The organism is Tepidimonas sp., from assembly GCF_046292505.1.
Lineage (GTDB): Bacteria > Pseudomonadota > Gammaproteobacteria > Burkholderiales > Burkholderiaceae_C > Tepidimonas.
In genome coordinates this window covers 42,988-59,116 of the sequence record NZ_JBKBQX010000011.1, presented here as the reverse complement: position 1 = coordinate 59,116, position 16,129 = coordinate 42,988, and the positions used below count along the sequence as shown (strand labels likewise).

The following is a 16,129-nucleotide window of genomic DNA, read 5'->3' as shown; positions in this document are numbered from 1 at the left end:
GCGACCGGTCAGATGCGGTGTGCGACCGTCGTCATGACCTTGGCGGCGGCGCGCATCGCCCATTTCACGGGCGGCGGCAGTTCCACACCGCCGGCGTGCTGCGCATCGCGCGCATGGCGGATTTCGTCGGCCTTCATTTGCGCAACGATGGCCCGCGACGGATGGTCGCGCGCCGGCAGGCGGTCCAAGTGGCCATCCAAATGGGCCTCGACCTGGCGTTCCGTCTCGACGACGAAGCCCAAGCTGATGCCGCGCCCGGCCAAGCCGGCCGCCACGCCGATGGTCAGCGCGCCCGCGTACCACAACGGCGCAAGCAGCGAGCGGCGGTCGCCCAGCTCGTCCAGCCGCTGCTGGCACCACGCCAGGTGATCGGTTTCGTCCTGCCCGGCGGCTTCCAGGTGGCGGGCGGTGCGCTCGCGCTCCTCCGGACGGCCGGGGCCCAGCCGGGCCGCCAGCGCCTGTCCGGTGTAGAGCGCCTGCGCGCAAATCTCGCCGACGTGGTTGACGCGCATCAGCGCCCCGGAGAGGCGACGTTCCGCTTCGGTCATCTGCGCGGCCTCGGCCTGCCGTTCGGCGGACACGGCGGGCGTCGGTCGCGCGGCGTGGTGGGGGGCGAACAGCGTGCGCAGCGCGTTGTCGGCGGTGATCAGGGTGGCATCGATGAACGAGGTCATGGTGCCCATCCTAGCGCAGCCGTCACGGTGCCGCTTTGATGTCGGTCACGATGTAGGCTCCATCGGCTTTCTGTGCGCGAAACCGCACCCGGGCCCCTGGCTGCAGACCCTGCAGCAGGGCCGGATCGCGGACCTGGAACACCATGGTCATTGGCGGCATGTCCAGATCGGGAATGTCGCCGTGGCGCAAGGTGATCTTGCGCGCCGCGGTGTCGATGCGCCGCACCTCGCCTTCGGCCCACCGATCGGCGGTCGCCGCCGGGGCGGCCGACTGCATTTGGTGGTAACTGGCATACACCCGGGTGGAGCCGTCGCGCTGCACGAGCAGCACGTCGTAGGGATCGCGACGGTTGCCGTATTCGGGGCCGTCCATGCCAGGGCTGCCCACCGGCATGCGCGGCACGGACAGGCCCAGCGCCGCAGGCCGCTCGCGCAGCAGGCGCTGGATGTCCGCGGCGGGCACATGACCCTCGACCACGTAGCCACCCACGCGGGCTGTGTGGCAGGAGCCGAGCGCCTGCGGCATGCCCAGCCGCTGGCGCATGCCGACGTTACCGCTGTCGAAGGCCTGGACACGAAAACCGTTGGCCTCGAGGTGGCGCATCCAGTCGTTGCAGCAGCCACATTGGGGATCTTTCCACACCTCCACCAAAGGGGAGGTGGGCTGGGCGATGCCCAGCCCCGTGCCCGAGGCGGCCAGCCATGCCGCGCCCCAGCGCATCCAGTCGCGTCGTTTCATGGTGTCTTCTCCTGTGCTGCGGGCTCGACACGGATGCGGCCGACCATGCCCGCTTCGAAGTGGCCGGCGATCAGACATGCAAAGGCGAAGTCGCCGGGGCGGTTGAAGTGCCAGATGAGCTCGCCGCGCCGCCCGGGCGGCACGTGCGCCATGTACGGTTCGTCGTGCTCCATGCCGGGATGTTTTTTCATGAGTTCGGCGTGGGCCGCGAGTTCCTCCGGGGTGCCGAGCACCAGCTCGTGCATGACCCGCCCGCGGTTGACGACGCGCAGGCGCAGCGTCTCGCCCTCGCGCACGGTCAGGCGGTCGGGGCGGAAGCGCATGTCGTCGCCCATGCGGATCTCGACCGTGCGGCTCACTCGGGCGGGGTCGCCGGCGATGCCCCAGGGCTTCTGCTCGGGTGGCGCCGCGCGGTGGGACGGGGTGCCGTGGGCCTGCGGGCCATGGGCGGCTGCCGCCAGGGGCAGCGCGGCCACGCTGGCCAGCAGCGCGCGGCGCAAGGGATCAGTGGGGGTGGCCATGGTGTCCTCCTTGGGGTTTGCGGGCGTCGAACGGGGCAGAGGCGGCAGGGCGGCCATGGGGGCCGTGCGGGGCATGGTGTCCGGGACCGTGCGCGGCCGGTGCCGCGGTCGCCTCCACCGGGCGCGCCTGGGTGCCCGGCGGTTGCCGGTACCAACCCGGGTCGCGGTGGTCGCCCGGGGCCAGGTCGCGGCGCACCTTCAGCGTCGTGAACATGCCGCCCATCTCGATCGGGCCGTAGGGGCCGGTGCCGGTCATCATCGGGAAGGTGTTGTCGGGCAGGGGCATCTCCATCTCGCCCATGTCGGCCATGCCGCGCTCGCCCATGACCATGTAGTCGGGCACGACGCGCTGGATGCGCTGCACCAGGCCGCGGTGGTCCACGCCGATCATCGTGGGCACGCCGTGCCCCATGGCGCCCATGGTGTGGTGGCTCTTGTGGCAGTGCATGGCCCAGTCGCCTTCCTCGTCGGCGATGAACTCGATCTGGCGCATCTGTCCGACCGCGATGTCCACCGTCACCTCGGGCCAACGCGCTTCGGGCCGCACCGGCCCGCCGTCGGTGCCGGTGACCTCGAACTCGATGCCGTGGATGTGGATCGGGTGGTTGGTCATGGTCAGGTTGCCGATGCGCACGCGCACGCGCTCGCCCAGGCGCGCCACCAGCGGGTCGATGCCGGGGAAGACGCGGCTGTTCCAGGCCCAGATGTTGAAGTCGAGCATGGTGTTGACATTGGGTGTGCGCGCGCCTGGCGTGACGTCGAAGGCGTTGAGCAGGAAGCAGTAGTCGCGGTCCACCTCGGCGATCCAGGGGTGGCGGCCCTTGGGGTGCGTGACCCAGAAGCCCATCATGCCCATGGCCATCTGCACCATCTCGTCCGCATGCGGGTGGTACATGAAGGTGCCGGGACGGCGGGCCGTGAACTCGTAGACGAAGGTCTTGCCGGGCGGGATCTGCGGCTGGTTGAGGCCGCCCACGCCGTCCATGCCGTTGGGCAGGCGCTGGCCGTGCCAGTGGATGGTGGTGTGCTCGGGCAGCCGGTTGGTGACGTAGAGGCGCACCCGGTCACCCTCGACGACTTCGATCGTCGGGCCGGGGCTGGTGCCGTTGTAGCCCCACAAGTTGACCGAAAAGCCAGGCGCGAATTCGCGCACCACCGGCTCGGCCACCAGGTGGAACTCCTTGACGCCGTCGCGCATGCGAAACGGCAGCGTCCAGCCGTTGAGGGTGACGACCGGGCGGTAGGGGCGCCCGGCGCCGGTGACGCCGGGCGGGATCCACGGCCCGGCGGTGTCGGGGCTGGTGCGGACGACGGGCTCAGGCAGGCCGGCCAGGGCATGACGGGCGACGGCGGCCCCGGCCACGGCGGCGGTGCCGGCCAAGGCCTGCGCAAAGAAGTGGCGGCGTTCCATGGGTCAGTGGCCTTTCACGGGGGTGGCAGGGGTGTCGGCGTCGGTGGCCGGGGCGCGATCCGGCAGCGGCAGGCCGCTCAGGACGGCCTGCAGGTCCAGCCAGGCGAGCCACGCGTCGCGTTCGGCCTTGACCGCCTCTTGCTCGGCGGCGATGCGCTCGCGCGCGGCGGCGAGCAGCTCCCAGGTGCTGGCCAGCATGCCGTTGTAGCGCAGCAGGGTTTCTTCCTCCAGCCGTCGGCGGGCGGGCACCATGTCCTCGCGCTGATGACGCGCGCGCGCCTCGGCCCGGCGCGCTGCGTCCAGAGCCAACCAAAGATCGCCGTCGAGCTGGCGCTCCAGCTGGGCCAGTGCCATTTGCGCCGCCAGCGCTTCGGACCAGGCGTGCGGCCAGCGCGGAGCGGACGGATCCAGCCGCGCAGCGCCAGGCTGGCCGCGGGCGACGGCCTGCGCCCACTCGGTCTGCAGCGTCTCCCAGGCATGGGCGGGCAGGGCGGAGCGCCGGCGTTCGGCTTCGATCCGCAGGCGCGGCCAGTCCGGATGTTGCGCACGCTGCCGGGCAGCCAGGGCGGGCGCCTCGTCGGCCGCAGGCAGCGGCGGCCGCTCCGGCAGCGCGGCTGGCAGGTGCGCTGCCGCGCTTTCAGGTCCATCTCCACCGAGACGCTGCCACAGCCTCACCAGCGCGTGCCGCTCGGCGGCCACTGCCTGTGCCAGCCGCTCTTTGGCTTCCAAGGACGGCAGCGATTCGCGCAAGGCACGTTCGGCACTGACGTTGCCGACCTGCCGTGTGCGGTTGGCCAGTTCGGCGCCCACGTCCCCCGCCAAGTGGGCCTGCTCGGCGAGCTGACGCAGTCGGCGGGCCGCGATCGCCTCGATCCAAGCGGCCTGCGCCTTCAGCACCACGGCTGCCGCGGCCTGCTGCCGCTGCAGTTCCTCCGGCCGTGACTGCCCGGGGATGATGAGCAGGTCCGGTTGACCCAGCAGGGCACGGCGGGACACGTCGTCCAGCGTCCAACTGGGGCCGGATGGCAAGGGTGGGGACGCCGGAGCTGGGGCATGTTCGCGCTCCCAGCGCAGGATGTCGGCGTGGCCGCGCGGGAAGGCGCCGACGGCGTCGTTGGCGGCGCGCCAGGCGGTGGCAGGGTCGGTGGCATTCCCCGCCGGCGCGGGGCCGGATGGCGGGGCCGATGGGGCCGCGGGCATTGCAGGGGCGGACGTGCCGGGGGGCGAGCCACCGGGGTGAACATGGGGGGTCTGGGCGTGTGCAGTCGTCAGGGCCGCCAACAGCAGCGGCCCCCACCAACGCCGCCCGGGATGGGCACGGGGCATGAACGATCTCCGGAAACGGGACGAGCGCGCAGCGGCGCACCAAGCCGCCGGCGACGGAACGTGGGGCGGTTCAGGCGATCGGGGGTTTGTGCGGCGGGGCCATCGACGGCGTCGGCGGCAGGTGTGCCTGGGTCAGGCCCCAGCGATGCGGGACAGGGTTGCCGAATGCCACTGTCGCAGGCGCTGCCATAGCCGTGTTGTGACAAATGTCACACAGGGTACATCCTGCGTGGGGGCTCTGGGCCGAGTCGTGAGCAGCGGTCCCATCCGACGGCGTGTGCGCCGCGTGCCGCGCGGCATCGTGCGCGGGCGCCTCGGCGTGCATCGCATGGTGCGAGGCCGTATGGTCTTGCGGAGCCATGGGTGTGGCCACCGATGGCGTGGGCGCGTGGCAGGGCTGCAGCGCCATGGCGTCCGCCGCCCACAACCGCCAGGGCAGCAGGGCCAGCAGCAACCACACCAGTGCTCGACGCATGGTCGCCATCATAGCGGTGGCGGACGTTCCGTGGTGTCGTGCTCGCTTTCAGCCCCACACGCCGGGCGCCATTCAGCGCGGGCGCGGACGCGGCGGCGGTGCCGTGTTGACCGCCAAGGTCAGCAGAGCCGCCGCGACGAAGACCGCGCCCAGCCACGCCAGCCGTTCGAACCCCAGGACGGGGATGGCCGCGCCGCCGATGGCGGAGCCGAGGGCCGTGCCGATGTAGACCATCGAGGCGTTCAGGCTCAACAGCAGGGGGGCCTGGGTGAATGCCAGCTCCGCCAAGCGGGACTGCTGGGGGGTCATGAGCCCGAAGCCGCAGACGGTCCACACCGCAAAGGCGACGGCCGTCCAGGCCAGGTGCCCGGCTGTCCATGGGACGGCGATCATGGTCACCAGCAGACAGGACAACAGCAGCGCGATCGTGCGCCGCGGCCCCAGTTGGTCGGCCGCCCAGCCCCCACCCAGGGTGCCCGCCAAACCTGCCGCGCCGATGCCGGCCAGCAGCGCGCTCAGCCCCCCCGGGCTGAGCGGATTGAGCGCGAGTTGCACCGGCCCCATGTAGGCGGTCACGACGAAGATGCCCGTGAAGTACAGCAGCGCCAGCCCCATTGCAGGCCCACCCACGCACCGTAGGGCATGCCCAGCACATAACTCAGGCTCATCCCCAGGAAGGTGCGCGACAGTGCCCGTCCGCGCTGTTCGGGGGCTGCCAACTGCACGGCCAGCCCGGCGGCAACCGGGGTGAAGACCGCGCCCGCGCCCATCAGCACCCGGCCCACCATCAGCACCGTCAGATTGGGTGCCGCAGCCCCAAGCAGTGTGCCGAAAGCGAACAGGCCCAGCGCCCCCTGCATCACCCGAGCCCGCGGCCAGCGGGCCGTGAACGCCATCAGCAGCGGCGCCAGCACCGCGTTGGCCAAAGCGTAGACGGTCATGGTCTGGCCCGCGGCGCCGACACTGACCCCCAGCCCGTCCGCCACCGGTCCCAGGTAGCCCGTCATCCCGAAGGCCCCGGTGCCGATCACGAAATTGCACGCCGCAAACAACCACAGCAACCCCGGCAGGGGCGCGGCGGGCGCCGGGGCGTGGGGTGTTGGACCGGAGGGGGGCGCGGAATTGGCCATGGCGGCATGGTAGTCGGCTGCAGCGGGGCCGCCCAGCACCCGGGTGACGGTGCCTCGGTCTCGCACGAGACAGGTCCGTGCTTGGCGAGCGGGCTCCGCGCTGTCTATGCTGCGCGATGCTGGCACGGCACGCTGCGTGCCACCCCACGACCGCATGACAAGAACCGAGGAGACTGCCCGATGACCGCCGCCGAGTCCGCGTCCCATCCCCCCAGCGATTCCCCTGGCACTGGCGATGACCGACCGCATGCCCGCGTTTGGCCGGCGCGTGTGCCGCGCACCATCCAGCCGCCCCAGACCTCGCTCTGGTTCAACCTGGAGGTGAGCGCGCGGCGCTATCCGGACAAGGCGGCAACGGTGTTTTTCGACCGGGTGATGACCTATCCGGAGTTGCAGCGCCAAGCCGAGCGCGTCGCCGCCTGGTTGGCCGCGCGCGGGGTGCGGCGGGGCGACCGTGTGATCCTCTTCCTGCAAAACTGCCCGCAGTTCATCGCCGCCTACTACGGCATCCTGCGCGCCAACGCGGTGGTGGTGCCGGTCAACCCGATGAACAAGGCCGACGAGCTGGGCCACTACATCACCGATCCGCAGGCCCGCGTGGCCATTGCCGCGGCCGATTTGGCCCCCGCGTTGTGCGCGGCCGACGCCGCTTTGCCGCCCGAGCAACGCCTGCGCGACCTGCTGGTGCTGCACTACCGCGATGCGATGCCCGACGAAGCGTTCGACGGCGAGGCGCTGCCTGCCGCCTGGCGCGAGTGGCTGGCCACGCGCCATCCGCTGCCCGCGCTGACGCAGGGCTGCGTGGCCGACTGGGCCGAGGCGATGGCCTGCGCCGATCCCCTGCCGCCACACGAGGTGGGGCCGGACGATCTGGCCGTGCTGCCCTACACCAGCGGCACCACCGGGCTGCCCAAAGGCTGCATGCATCCGCACCGCACCCTGATGCACAACGCGGTGGCCGCCGCGGTCTGGACCAATGGCACGGCCGAGAACGTCGGGCTGTTGGTGGTGCCGATGTTCCACATCACCGGCATGGTGGCGGGCATGCACACCAGCGTCTATCTGGGGGCGACCGCGGTGATCATGCCGCGCTGGGACCGGGATCTGGCGGGGCGGCTGATCTCGCGCTGGCGGGTGACGCACTGGACCAACATCCCCACCATGGTGATCGACCTGTTGGCCAGCCCGCACTTCGATCGCTACGACCTGTCCAGCCTGGTGTTCATCGGCGGGGGCGGCGCAGCCATGCCAGCAGCCGTCGCGCAGCGCCTACACGACCAGTTCGGCTTGCGCTATGTGGAAGGTTATGGCTTGACCGAGACCGCGGCCCCCTCGCACCACAACCCGCCGGACCGTCCGCAGCCCCAGTGCTTGGGGGTGCCTTTCATCGGCTGCGACGCGCGCGTCGTGGACCCCGACACCTTGCAGGAACTGCCCCCTGGCGAGGCGGGAGAAATCGTCGTCAGCGGCCCCATGGTCTTCGACGGCTACTGGCAGCGCCCGGAGGCGACAGCGGCGGTGTTCTTCGAGCGCCGGGGCCGGCGGTACTTCCGCACCGGGGACCTGGGCCGGGTGGACGACAACGGCTACTTCTTCATCACCGACCGCCTCAAGCGCATGATCAATGCCAGCGGCTTCAAGGTCTGGCCGGCCGAGGTCGAGGCGCTGATGTTTCGCCACCCGGCCATCGCCGAGGCGTGTGTGATCGGCGTGCCGGACGCCTACCGGGGCGAGACCGTCAAGGCGGTGGTGGTGCTGCGGCAGGCGGCGCGCGGCACCGTCACCGAGGCCGACCTGATCGCCTGGTGCCACGAGCACATGGCGGCGTACAAGGTGCCGCGCATTGTCGAGTTTGTCGATGCCCTGCCCAAGAGCGGCAGCGGCAAGGTGATGTGGCGGCTGCTGCAGGAGGCCGCGCGCGCCGCCGCCCCCGCCCCCGTCTGACGTGCCAGAATGCCGATGACCTTCCCTCATGGAGATGCTGCCGTGTTCAAGGCCCTGCTGATCGACAAGACCGACGCCGGCTATGGCTGCGCGTTGACCGAATTGACCGACGACCGCCTGCCCGCCGGCGAGGTGACGGTGCGCGTGTCGCACTCCACCCTCAACTACAAGGACGCGCTGGCCATCACCGGGCGCTCGCCGGTGGTGCGGCAGTTTCCGATGGTACCTGGCATCGATCTGGCGGGCACGGTGGAGGCCAGCGACGACCCACGCTTTCGGCCCGGTGACGCGGTGTTGCTCAACGGTTGGGGCGTGGGCGAGGTGCACTGGGGCGGGTTGGCGCAGCGCGCGCGCCTGAAGGCCGACTGGCTGTTGCCGCTGCCGCAGGGCCTTGCGGCCTGGGACGCCATGGCCATCGGTACCGCGGGCTACACCGCCATGTTGTGCGTGATGGCGTTGCAGGCCCACTGGGCGGCGCAGGGCGTGGCGCCCGGCAGCGGCGACGTGCTGGTGACCGGAGCGGGTGGCGGTGTGGGCAGCGTCGCCATCGCGCTGCTGGCGCGTGCCGGACATCGCGTCGTGGCCTCTACGGGTCGCCCGCAAGAGGCGGACTATCTTCAGGCCCTGGGCGCCTCAGAAGTGATCGACCGCGCGACGCTGGCGGCGCCTGGCAAGCCGCTGCAGAAAGAGCGCTGGATCGGCGTGGTGGACGCGGTTGGCAGCCATACCCTGGCCAACGCCTGCGCCAGCACCCGCTACGGCGGCGCGGTGGCCGCCTGTGGTCTGGCGCAGGGCATGGACTTTCCGGCCACGGTGGCGCCGTTCATCCTTCGTGGGGTGACGCTGTACGGCATCGACAGCGTCATGGCCCCGCTGGCGCGCCGTCGCACGGCATGGCAGCGGCTGGCCGCCGAACTGGATCGAGCGGTGCTGGCACGCATGACGCGCACCATCCCCCTGGCCGATGCCATCGCTGCTGCTGACGACGTCCTGGCCGGTCGGGTGCGCGGCCGGCTGGTCGTGGACGTCAACGCGTGACGTCGGTGCGGGCCGGTGCCGGCACGATGTGCCGGTAGGCGTGCCAGGTGGCGTGGCCCAGCACCGGTCCCACCACCAGCAGCCCCAAGAAGGCGGGCAACATCGCCAGCACGCACAGCCCGGTGATCCACGCGCCCCAAAGGAACATGACCCCCGGGTTTTGCACACAGGCGCGAAAACTCGTGAGGGCCGCCGACACCGCATCCGTCTGCCGGTCCAGGATCATCGGGATGGCGATCGCGCTGCTGACGAAGATCAGTCCCGCGAAGATGGCCCCGACGACCACATAGGTGACCAAAAACTCCAGGTTGTCCAGACTCAGCAGCGCGGCCAGCATGTTTTCGCTGGAGGGCATGGTGTTCATCGTCACCGCAAACACCACCAGCGACGCGCGGCCCCACAGCATCTCCAGGATCAGCAGCACGCCGGCGAAGATGGCCATGCTGGACAGCGTGGGCCGCCACGCCCACAGCGACGCGCGCAGCGAGGGGCGGCGCCCTTCTTCCAGCGCGCGGCTGGCGTCGTACAGCCCCAGCGCCAGAAACGGGCCCAGGAGCAAAAAGCCTGCACTCAGCGCCAGCACATAGGCCGGCGCATGCTGGAACGCCTGCCACAGCGCCTGACCCATCAGCGCGAAGCACGCGCCGTAAAACAGCCCGATGCGCGGACAGGCCCGAAAGTCCCGCCAGCCCCGGGCTAGCCAGCGCAGCGGATCGCCCGGGCTCAGCGAGGCCAGCGGCAGCGAAAAAACCGATTCCCGCCCGGCCTCGGCGTTCGGGTGGTTGGTGTCGTGGGGGGCGGTGTCGGTCGATTCGGGGTGGGTCGCTGCCATGGGATGTCCCTCCGCGAAGGTGTGTGTGCTGTCTGGCTTTTGATTTTTGTCAAACGCCAACCATAGACCGCCGAGGCGACGACGTCCATAGCGTTTACCCGCAGCGCGGCCGAGCGGGCCGGCTACACTTGGCGCACCATGATTGCGCACTTCGACCCGCCCACCGTTGCCGCCGATCAACTTGACGCCACCCTGGCTCGCCAGGGTTATGCGGTGCTCGGCGCGGCGGATGTGCGGGCCTGGTTGGGGCTGGACGCCGCCGCCCTGACCGCCCTGCAGCCCGCCTGGGACGACCTGCCGCCGGATCGCTACCTCAAGGACGGCGGCCGCTACCGCCGGCGTCGGCATGGCTGCTTCGTCGTCGAGGGGGAGGCCGTGCGCCCCATGCCCGAGCGGCCCCACTACCAGCCGGTGGAATACAACGCCCTGCACGGGGGCATGCGGCGTTGGTTTGCGCCCCTGACCGATGCCTTGGTGGCCCATCCGGCGTGGACACGGCTGCTGCAGCGCACCGGGGCCGTGGTGTCCACCCTCAAAGGCGCGCAGCCCTGGTATGTGGAGGCGCACCCCTTCCGCATCGACACCACGGGCGGCATCGGTCGCCCCACTCCCGAGGGCGCGCACCGCGACGGCGTCGATCTGGTGGCGGTCTTTCTCGTCGGCCGCCACGGCATCAAGGGGGGCGAGAGCCGCGTGTTCGAGGCCGATGGCCCCAATGGACAGCGCTTCACGCTGACCGAGCCTTGGTCCGTGCTGCTGCTGGACGATGCGCGCGTCATCCACGAGACCACGCCCATCCAGCCGCAGACCGAGGGCGTACTCGGCTGGCGCGACACCCTGGTGTTGACCTATCGCGCTGGCGGCTTTTTGGGCGACTGACCGGCGCGCCGCGCGACGGTGCCCCAGCCGTCACTGCGGCTGGAAGCCGCTGTCGCGGATGATGCGGGCCCAGACCTCGGTGTAGGCGCGCTCGCGCTGGCCGAGCTGCTCGCCGCTCATGTGTCCGACCGTCAACCCCATCGCCGTCAGGCGATCCCGCACGGCAGGTTGAGCCAGGGCTTTGGCCAGCGCGGCACTGACCTGCTCCAGCGCTGCCTTGGGCGTGCCGGCGGGGGCGAACAGGCCGTAGTAGGGCACCTCTTCGAAGCCGGGGATGTCCAGCTCGGCAAACGTTGGCACATCGGGCAGGATGGCCTGCCGCGTGCGGCCCATGACGCCGACGATCTGCACCTTGCCGGCCTTGTGGTTTTCGATGAAGTCGGGCACCGACCCCACACCGGCCGGGATCTGGTTGCCCAGCATGTCGGCCATCATGGGCGCGCTGCCGCGGTAGGGCACGGCCACCAGGTCGAGCTGCTGGCGCTTGGCCAGGGACTGCACGAGAAACTGCGGTACCGATGCCGGGGCAGGAATGCCGACGTTGGCCTTGCCGCCCTGCTGCCGCACCCAGGCGACGAAGTCCCGATACGTCTTCGCCGGGGTGCCGCCCGAGACGGCCAGCGCGTTGACGAAGGTGGCAAAGCCCGCCACCGCAACGAAATCCTTCGCCGGATCGAATCCCGGATTGCGCAGCACCTGCGGCAGGATGGAGATCGTATGGTCGTGCGACAGGAACAGCGTGGTGCCGTCCGCGGCAGCGGCCTTGAGGGCCTGTGCCGCCAGCTGCCCGCCGGCCCCAGCGCGGTTCTCCACGATCACCGGCGCGCCCAGCGCCTCCCGCAGCGGCTCGGCCAGCAGGCGGGCGATGGCGTCCGTGCCCCCGCCGGGTGGGAAGCCGACCAGGATCTTCACGGTTCGGTTGTCGGCCAGGGCGGACAGCGGTGCGCCCAGGGTAGCAGCGGCGCAGGCCAGACCGGTCTGGAGCCAGGTGCGGCGGGAAGTCGGGTGCAGGGGCATCGTGAAACTCCGAGGAAGGGACGTTCGGGCAGTCGCCCGGCCAGACGCCGGACATGTGGCCATCTTACGCGCGCCTGGGCCCACCGTGTCGCCCCGTCAGCCCGACCGGCGCCCCGAAGCACGCGGCACCGTGCCGGGGCCTCCACAGCGGTGCGTCTTACCCCGCATCCCGCACATCGGCCACACACGGATCGCCAAAATCCGGCCGCTCCAGCCAGGCGAGCACACGGCGCGCGGCCTGGTCGGCCGGGGTGAGCTGCCCTTGCGCGTGCAACTGCACGAAGCGGTCCCGGTCCGGAAAGCCCGCCGGATCCCCGGCGCGCATCTGCACCTGCATGTCCGTGTCGATGACCCCCGGCGCCAGCGAGACGATGCGCGCCCCATGGGGGCGGCGGGCCTCGTCCAGCGCGGTGCAGCGGCTGAAGTGGTCCAACCCGGCCTTGACCGCGCAGTAGATGGACTGGCCCGCCATCGGGTAGCGCCCCAGGCCCGAGGAGATGTTGAGCACCCGCCGCGGGCCATCCCAGCCCTGCGCCTGCACCCAGCGGTCGGTGGCGCGCAAGAACGTGGCCGTCAGGTGCATGGGCGCTTCCAGGCCCACGCGCAGGGCGCGCGACAGCGCCTCCGCCGAGCCGGACTGCAGCGGACCGATCGGTGGCAGCACGGCGGCGTTGTTGATCAACGTCGCGCTGGCCAGTGTGGCCGGCGACAGGGTGTCGAGCCAGAGGGCCAGCCGCTCGGCGGCCTCGGCCGGCTCGGCCAAGTCCTGGCTCCACTGCTCCAGGTGCGCGCCGCTGCGCGCGGCCAGCGTGGCGAGTGCCGGGTCGGGGTGGCGCTCGATGGTCAGCAACAGCCGAACGGGGCCGAGCAACTGCTCGGCCATGGCGCGGCCCAGCCCGCGCGAGGCCCCGGTCAGGATGGTCAGGTGACGGCGGTTCATGCCGGCATTCTGGCACCGGTGGCCGCAGGCGTGCTGAACCATAATCGGGATCCCATGTGGATCGACACCCACTGCCATCTCGATGCGCCCGAGTTCGGCCCCGATGCGCTGGCCGAGCGCGCCCGGGCGCGGGCGGCGGGTGTGGCGTGCTGCGTGCTGCCGGCTGTGCAGGCGCGCGACTTTGCCGCGGTGCGTGCGCTGGCCCATCAAACGGGCGACGCCTATGCCCTCGGCATCCACCCGCTCTATGTGCCCCATGCCTGCGACGGCGACCTGCACCGGCTGGAGCAGGCGCTGGCCGATGCGCGCGACGACCCGCGGCTGGTCGCGGTGGGTGAGATCGGCTTGGATTTTTTCGTGCCCGAGCTGTGTACCGAGGCCATGCGCGCGCGCCAGCAGCACTTCTACCGTGCGCAACTGCGGCTGGCGCAGCGCTTCGGCCTGCCGGTGATTCTGCACGTGCGGCGTTCGGCCGATGCGCTGTTGGCCGGCCTGCGCGCCCAGGCCGCCAGTGGCTGCCCGGTGGGCGGGGGGATCGCCCACGCGTTCAACGGCAGCTTGCAGCAGGCACAGGCATTCGTCGCGCGCGGCTTCCGCCTGGGGTTTGGGGGCGCGGTGACGTTCGACACCGCGCGACGCCTGCGCGAGCTGGCGGCCATGCTGCCGCTGCGGGCGCTGGTGCTGGAGACGGATGCGCCCGACATTCCGCCGCAGTGGTTGTATGTGACGGCGGCCGAGCGGGCCGCGGGCCGCCCCCAGGGCCGCAACACACCGGCGGAGCTGCCGCGCATCGGGGCCGAGATCGCGCGGCTGCGTGGCCTGGCCCCTGCGGCCCTGGCCGCCGCCACCTGGGCCAATGCCTGCGCGGCGCTGCCCCGGCTGGGGGCTTTGCTCGGCACCGCGCCGGACGCGGGTGCGGCCGTGGCGGAAACCGCAGCCATCGGGGGCTCGGCATGAGCGACTGGCACGTTCCGCCGCGCCTGCAGGGGCTGCCGCCGGTGCTGGGCCCGGATACGCGCCTGTTGGTGCTGGGCAGTTTCCCGAGCGTGGCGTCGCTGCGGGCGCAGCAGTACTACGCCCACCCGCACAACCATTTTTGGACCATCCTGGGTACCCTGTGGGGGCTGCCGTTGCCACAGTGGCCGTATGCGCAGCGCGTGGCGGCGCTGCTGGACCACGGCCTGGGGGTGTGGGACGTGTATGCCGAGTGCGAGCGCGAAGGCAGCTTGGACAGCGCCATTCGCCGCCCACGCCTGAACGATCTGCATGGCCTGCGCCAACGCTGCCCGGCGCTGCGCGCCATCGCCCACAACGGCGGCGAGAGCTGGCGCCACGCCCGCCACACCCGCGCGCTGGGCGTACCCGTGGAGCGCCTGCCCTCTACCAGCCCCGCCAACGCCAGCTGGAGCCTGGCGCGCAAAACCGCGGCCTGGGCCGAGGTGCTGGCTCGCCACGGCATCCCGGTGCATGCCCTGCCGCAACCGACCGACGCAAGATGACCCCCGCCCTTTCCCGTGCCGCGCCGCCGCTGCCCAGCGTCACCTTTTCCGAGGAAGGGCCGCTGCGCCACCTGCACCTGGGCGGCACGCCGTGGATCCAGGGCAGCATGCGTCTGGACCGGCCCAACGACCTGGCGCTGGAGTATGTGCAGCGCATGATGGTCTGGCTGCTCTTCGTCGAGCCGGACAGCGTCGCCGCGCGCCGCGCGCTGCAATTGGGCCTGGGCGCGGCGGCCATCACCAAGTTCTGCCATCGGCGGCTGGGCATGGACACCACGGCCGTGGAACTCAATCCCCAGGTCGTCCTGGCCTGCCGCACCTGGTTTCGCCTGCCGGCGGATGGTCCGCGCCTGCGCGTGGTGGTGGGCGATGCGGCGGACTGGGTGCGCCATCCGCCCTGGCAGGGCACGGTGGATGCCCTGGCCGTGGACCTGTACGACCACGACGCGGGCGCCCCCGTGCTGGACAGCGCGGCCTTCTACACGGACTGCCGCGCGCTGCTGACCGATGACGGCGCATTGACCGTCAATCTGTTTGGCCGGCGCGCCAGCTTCGAGCGGTCGCTGGCTGCGCTGGTGCACGCCTTTGGCCGCGAGGCGCTGTGGGTCTTCAAACCCACCGCCGAGGGCAACACCGTGGTGTTGGCCCAGCGCACCCCGCAACGCCCCGCGCGCGAAGTGCTCACCGCCCGGGCCGACGCCATCCGCCGCCGCTGGCGTCTGCCCGCACCGCACTGGCTGCGCAGCCTGCAGCCGCTGGAGCCCTGATGTCACCCCCCTCGCCATCCCCCGCCGCGCGCCGCGTCGGCCTGCTGCTGGCGACGGGTGGCGCCATCGCCTTCAGTGGCAAGGCGATCATCGTCAAGCTGGCTTACCGCTACGGGGTGGACGCGGTGACGCTGATCATGTACCGCATGTTGTTTGCGCTGCCCCTGTTTTTGGCGATGCTGTGGTGGGCGACGTTTCGCCAGGGCCAGCCGGTCGTGCCGCTGACCCGCACCGACTGGCGCGGCATCGTCTGGCTGGGGTTTACAGGCTATTACGCGGCCAGTTTTCTGGATTTTTGGGGCTTGCAGTACATCAGCGCCAGTCTGGAGCGGCTGATTCTGTACCTGAACCCAACGCTGGTGCTGCTGCTGGGCTGGGCCCTGTACCGCCGGCCGATCACCGGCCGTCAGGCCGGTGCCATGGCGCTGAGCTATGCCGGCGTGCTGCTGGTTTTTGGCCACGAGGTGCGGTTCGACGGCTGGTCCACCGTGACCGGCGCCGCGCTGGTGCTGGGCAGCGCGGTCAGCTATGCGGTCTATCTGGTCTACAGTGGACAGATGGTGCAGCGGCTGGGCTCGCTGCGGCTGGTGGGCTGGGCCACCACGGTGGCCTGTTTGCTGTGCCTGCTGCAATTCGCGCTGCTGCGTCCGCTGTCGGCGGCATGGGTGGCGCCGCCCGTCATCGCGTTGTCGGTGGCGAACGCCGTGTTGTGCACCGCGGCGCCCGTGGTCATGGTGATGATGGCCATCGAGCGCATCGGCCCGGGCCTGACGGCGCAAACCGGCATGATCGGCCCGTTGTCCACCATCGCGCTGGGCGTACTGGTGCTGGGCGAGCCGTTCAACGGTTGGATCGTGGCCGGTACCGCGCTGGTGCTGGCTGGGGTGTTGTGGGTCAGCCGGCAGGGCCGATGACGGCTGGGCGTGTGATCAGGAGC

At 71.2% G+C, this 16,129-nt stretch carries 18 protein-coding genes; 7 read left to right on the top strand and 11 right to left on the bottom strand.

Features of this window, described 5'->3' with window-relative positions; all coding sequences use genetic code 11:
• Nucleotides 1-8 precede the first annotated feature (8 nt).
• The 8 genes from coq7 to ACK4TH_RS06940 form a co-directional block, all read right to left on the bottom strand.
• Nucleotides 9-674, bottom strand: a complete 666-nt coding sequence (gene coq7, locus ACK4TH_RS06975) for a 2-polyprenyl-3-methyl-6-methoxy-1,4-benzoquinone monooxygenase (RefSeq protein WP_409624215.1) — start codon at nt 672-674, stop codon at nt 9-11.
• Between the two features lie 22 nt (nt 675-696).
• Nucleotides 697-1,413, bottom strand: a complete 717-nt coding sequence (locus ACK4TH_RS06970) for a DUF411 domain-containing protein (RefSeq protein WP_409624212.1) — start codon at nt 1,411-1,413, stop codon at nt 697-699.
• On the bottom strand, nt 1,410-1,934 hold the full coding sequence (locus ACK4TH_RS06965; protein ID WP_409624209.1) for a plastocyanin/azurin family copper-binding protein: 525 nt from the start codon (nt 1,932-1,934) through the stop codon (nt 1,410-1,412). The genes ACK4TH_RS06970 and ACK4TH_RS06965 overlap by 4 nt, the downstream gene beginning before the upstream one ends.
• On the bottom strand, nt 1,918-3,345 hold the full coding sequence (locus tag ACK4TH_RS06960) for a multicopper oxidase family protein (protein WP_409624206.1): 1,428 nt from the start codon (nt 3,343-3,345) through the stop codon (nt 1,918-1,920). Before ACK4TH_RS06960 ends, ACK4TH_RS06965 begins: the two co-directional genes overlap by 17 nt.
• A 3-nt stretch (nt 3,346-3,348) precedes the next feature.
• A complete protein-coding gene (locus tag ACK4TH_RS06955; RefSeq protein WP_409624203.1) occupies nt 3,349-4,671 on the bottom strand; it encodes a hypothetical protein in 1,323 nt (440 codons plus the stop codon).
• Nucleotides 4,672-4,741: 70 nt separating this feature from the next.
• Entirely contained in the window at nt 4,742-5,146 is a 405-nt protein-coding gene (locus ACK4TH_RS06950; RefSeq protein WP_409624200.1) for a hypothetical protein, read from the bottom strand.
• A gap of 72 nt (nt 5,147-5,218) precedes the next feature.
• The gene (locus tag ACK4TH_RS06945; RefSeq protein WP_409624197.1) at nt 5,219-5,761 is read right to left on the bottom strand and encodes a hypothetical protein; all 543 of its coding nucleotides are present in this window, start codon (nt 5,759-5,761) and stop codon (nt 5,219-5,221) included.
• Entirely contained in the window at nt 5,719-6,342 is a 624-nt protein-coding gene (locus tag ACK4TH_RS06940) for an MFS transporter (protein WP_409624194.1), read from the bottom strand. The genes ACK4TH_RS06945 and ACK4TH_RS06940 overlap by 43 nt, the downstream gene beginning before the upstream one ends.
• Nucleotides 6,343-6,456: 114 nt before the next feature.
• Here ACK4TH_RS06940 and ACK4TH_RS06935 point away from each other — a divergent pair, with 114 nt between their 5' ends.
• Nucleotides 6,457-8,220, top strand: a complete 1,764-nt coding sequence (locus ACK4TH_RS06935) for a long-chain fatty acid--CoA ligase (protein ID WP_409624191.1) — start codon at nt 6,457-6,459, stop codon at nt 8,218-8,220.
• A gap of 42 nt (nt 8,221-8,262) precedes the next feature.
• The gene (locus tag ACK4TH_RS06930) at nt 8,263-9,258 is read left to right on the top strand and encodes an MDR family oxidoreductase (protein ID WP_409624265.1); all 996 of its coding nucleotides are present in this window, start codon (nt 8,263-8,265) and stop codon (nt 9,256-9,258) included.
• On the opposite strand, the gene ACK4TH_RS06925 is transcribed toward ACK4TH_RS06930, so the two are convergent.
• The gene (locus tag ACK4TH_RS06925) at nt 9,248-10,090 is read right to left on the bottom strand and encodes a DUF2189 domain-containing protein (RefSeq protein ID WP_409624189.1); all 843 of its coding nucleotides are present in this window, start codon (nt 10,088-10,090) and stop codon (nt 9,248-9,250) included. The two genes, ACK4TH_RS06930 and ACK4TH_RS06925, sit on opposite strands and share 11 nt — an antisense overlap.
• 138 nt (nt 10,091-10,228) lie before the next feature.
• On the opposite strand from ACK4TH_RS06925, the gene ACK4TH_RS06920 reads away from it, so the two are divergent.
• Nucleotides 10,229-10,969: a 2OG-Fe dioxygenase family protein gene (locus ACK4TH_RS06920; RefSeq protein ID WP_409624186.1), complete on the top strand. Its 741-nt coding sequence runs from the start codon at nt 10,229-10,231 to the stop codon at nt 10,967-10,969.
• A 30-nt stretch (nt 10,970-10,999) separates the two neighbouring features.
• Here ACK4TH_RS06920 and ACK4TH_RS06915 read toward each other — a convergent pair whose 3' ends face one another.
• Together ACK4TH_RS06915 and ACK4TH_RS06910 are read right to left on the bottom strand one after the other, a co-directional pair.
• Entirely contained in the window at nt 11,000-11,986 is a 987-nt protein-coding gene (locus tag ACK4TH_RS06915) for a Bug family tripartite tricarboxylate transporter substrate binding protein (RefSeq protein WP_409624183.1), read from the bottom strand.
• 157 nt (nt 11,987-12,143) lie between these two features.
• Nucleotides 12,144-12,926: an SDR family NAD(P)-dependent oxidoreductase gene (locus ACK4TH_RS06910; protein ID WP_409624180.1), complete on the bottom strand. Its 783-nt coding sequence runs from the start codon at nt 12,924-12,926 to the stop codon at nt 12,144-12,146.
• A 54-nt stretch (nt 12,927-12,980) separates the two neighbouring features.
• Between ACK4TH_RS06910 and ACK4TH_RS06905 the strand changes: the two genes are divergently transcribed.
• Genes ACK4TH_RS06905 through ACK4TH_RS06890 form a run of 4 tightly spaced genes read left to right on the top strand, consistent with a single transcriptional unit; the run spans nt 12,981 to nt 16,106 of the window.
• Nucleotides 12,981-13,883, top strand: a complete 903-nt coding sequence (locus ACK4TH_RS06905) for a TatD family hydrolase (protein WP_409624262.1) — start codon at nt 12,981-12,983, stop codon at nt 13,881-13,883.
• Entirely contained in the window at nt 13,880-14,425 is a 546-nt protein-coding gene (locus ACK4TH_RS06900) for a DNA-deoxyinosine glycosylase (protein WP_409624177.1), read from the top strand. Before ACK4TH_RS06905 ends, ACK4TH_RS06900 begins: the two co-directional genes overlap by 4 nt.
• On the top strand, nt 14,422-15,192 hold the full coding sequence (locus tag ACK4TH_RS06895) for a spermidine synthase (RefSeq protein ID WP_409624174.1): 771 nt from the start codon (nt 14,422-14,424) through the stop codon (nt 15,190-15,192). The genes ACK4TH_RS06900 and ACK4TH_RS06895 overlap by 4 nt, the downstream gene beginning before the upstream one ends.
• Entirely contained in the window at nt 15,192-16,106 is a 915-nt protein-coding gene (locus ACK4TH_RS06890; protein ID WP_409624171.1) for a DMT family transporter, read from the top strand. Before ACK4TH_RS06895 ends, ACK4TH_RS06890 begins: the two co-directional genes overlap by 1 nt.
• Nucleotides 16,107-16,129 lie beyond the last annotated feature (23 nt).

What these genes read in the sequence shown, in the direction of transcription:
- coq7 (WP_409624215.1), bottom strand. Translation starts at nt 674, where the DNA reads ATGACCTCGTTCATCGATGCCACCCTGATCACCGCCGACAACGCGCTG.
- ACK4TH_RS06970 (WP_409624212.1), bottom strand. Translation starts at nt 1,413, where the DNA reads ATGAAACGACGCGACTGGATGCGCTGGGGCGCGGCATGGCTGGCCGCC.
- ACK4TH_RS06965 (WP_409624209.1), bottom strand. Translation starts at nt 1,934, where the DNA reads ATGGCCACCCCCACTGATCCCTTGCGCCGCGCGCTGCTGGCCAGCGTG.
- ACK4TH_RS06960 (WP_409624206.1), bottom strand. Translation starts at nt 3,345, where the DNA reads ATGGAACGCCGCCACTTCTTTGCGCAGGCCTTGGCCGGCACCGCCGCC.
- ACK4TH_RS06955 (WP_409624203.1), bottom strand. Translation starts at nt 4,671, where the DNA reads ATGCCCCGTGCCCATCCCGGGCGGCGTTGGTGGGGGCCGCTGCTGTTG.
- ACK4TH_RS06950 (WP_409624200.1), bottom strand. Translation starts at nt 5,146, where the DNA reads ATGCGTCGAGCACTGGTGTGGTTGCTGCTGGCCCTGCTGCCCTGGCGG.
- ACK4TH_RS06945 (WP_409624197.1), bottom strand. Translation starts at nt 5,761, where the DNA reads ATGGGGCTGGCGCTGCTGTACTTCACGGGCATCTTCGTCGTGACCGCC.
- ACK4TH_RS06935 (WP_409624191.1), top strand. Translation starts at nt 6,457, where the DNA reads ATGACCGCCGCCGAGTCCGCGTCCCATCCCCCCAGCGATTCCCCTGGC.
- ACK4TH_RS06925 (WP_409624189.1), bottom strand. Translation starts at nt 10,090, where the DNA reads ATGGCAGCGACCCACCCCGAATCGACCGACACCGCCCCCCACGACACC.
- ACK4TH_RS06920 (WP_409624186.1), top strand. Translation starts at nt 10,229, where the DNA reads ATGATTGCGCACTTCGACCCGCCCACCGTTGCCGCCGATCAACTTGAC.
- ACK4TH_RS06915 (WP_409624183.1), bottom strand. Translation starts at nt 11,986, where the DNA reads ATGCCCCTGCACCCGACTTCCCGCCGCACCTGGCTCCAGACCGGTCTG.
- ACK4TH_RS06910 (WP_409624180.1), bottom strand. Translation starts at nt 12,926, where the DNA reads ATGAACCGCCGTCACCTGACCATCCTGACCGGGGCCTCGCGCGGGCTG.
- ACK4TH_RS06905 (WP_409624262.1), top strand. Translation starts at nt 12,981, where the DNA reads ATGTGGATCGACACCCACTGCCATCTCGATGCGCCCGAGTTCGGCCCC.
- ACK4TH_RS06900 (WP_409624177.1), top strand. Translation starts at nt 13,880, where the DNA reads ATGAGCGACTGGCACGTTCCGCCGCGCCTGCAGGGGCTGCCGCCGGTG.
- ACK4TH_RS06895 (WP_409624174.1), top strand. Translation starts at nt 14,422, where the DNA reads ATGACCCCCGCCCTTTCCCGTGCCGCGCCGCCGCTGCCCAGCGTCACC.
- ACK4TH_RS06890 (WP_409624171.1), top strand. Translation starts at nt 15,192, where the DNA reads ATGTCACCCCCCTCGCCATCCCCCGCCGCGCGCCGCGTCGGCCTGCTG.